Origin of the sequence: Chryseobacterium sp. SIMBA_029, assembly GCF_046535275.1 — a bacterium.
Lineage (GTDB): Bacteria > Bacteroidota > Bacteroidia > Flavobacteriales > Weeksellaceae > Chryseobacterium.
The window spans coordinates 1-232 of record NZ_JAWRXA010000908.1 but is presented as its reverse complement, the minus strand read 5'-3'; the positions used below and the strand labels follow the sequence as shown (position 1 = coordinate 232).

At 43.5% G+C, this 232-nt stretch carries 1 protein-coding gene; it reads right to left on the bottom strand.

What is annotated here, in order from left to right; translation table 11 throughout:
• Positions 1–232: AMP-binding protein (locus SB679_RS26470; RefSeq protein WP_410705424.1), on the bottom strand; the 232-nt coding region annotated here is incomplete at both ends.

Below are 232 nucleotides of genomic sequence, written 5' to 3'. Positions count from 1 at the left end.
AGTGCGCCTGGAGGAAGAGGAAGTTTAATAACCAGATAGCCTTCATGATGTGGATTGAGTTCCAGCCCGTTTTCATCAAAAATTTTAATATCATATCCCGGAATTGGTTTTCCTGCGGAAGCTCTTTTTATTTTGTACTGATCATCAATGGTCATTAATCCCAGCATCGGCCATCCTGATTCGGTTTGCCACCAATGGTCAATCGCGGGAACGCCTATGTGTTGTTCAAACC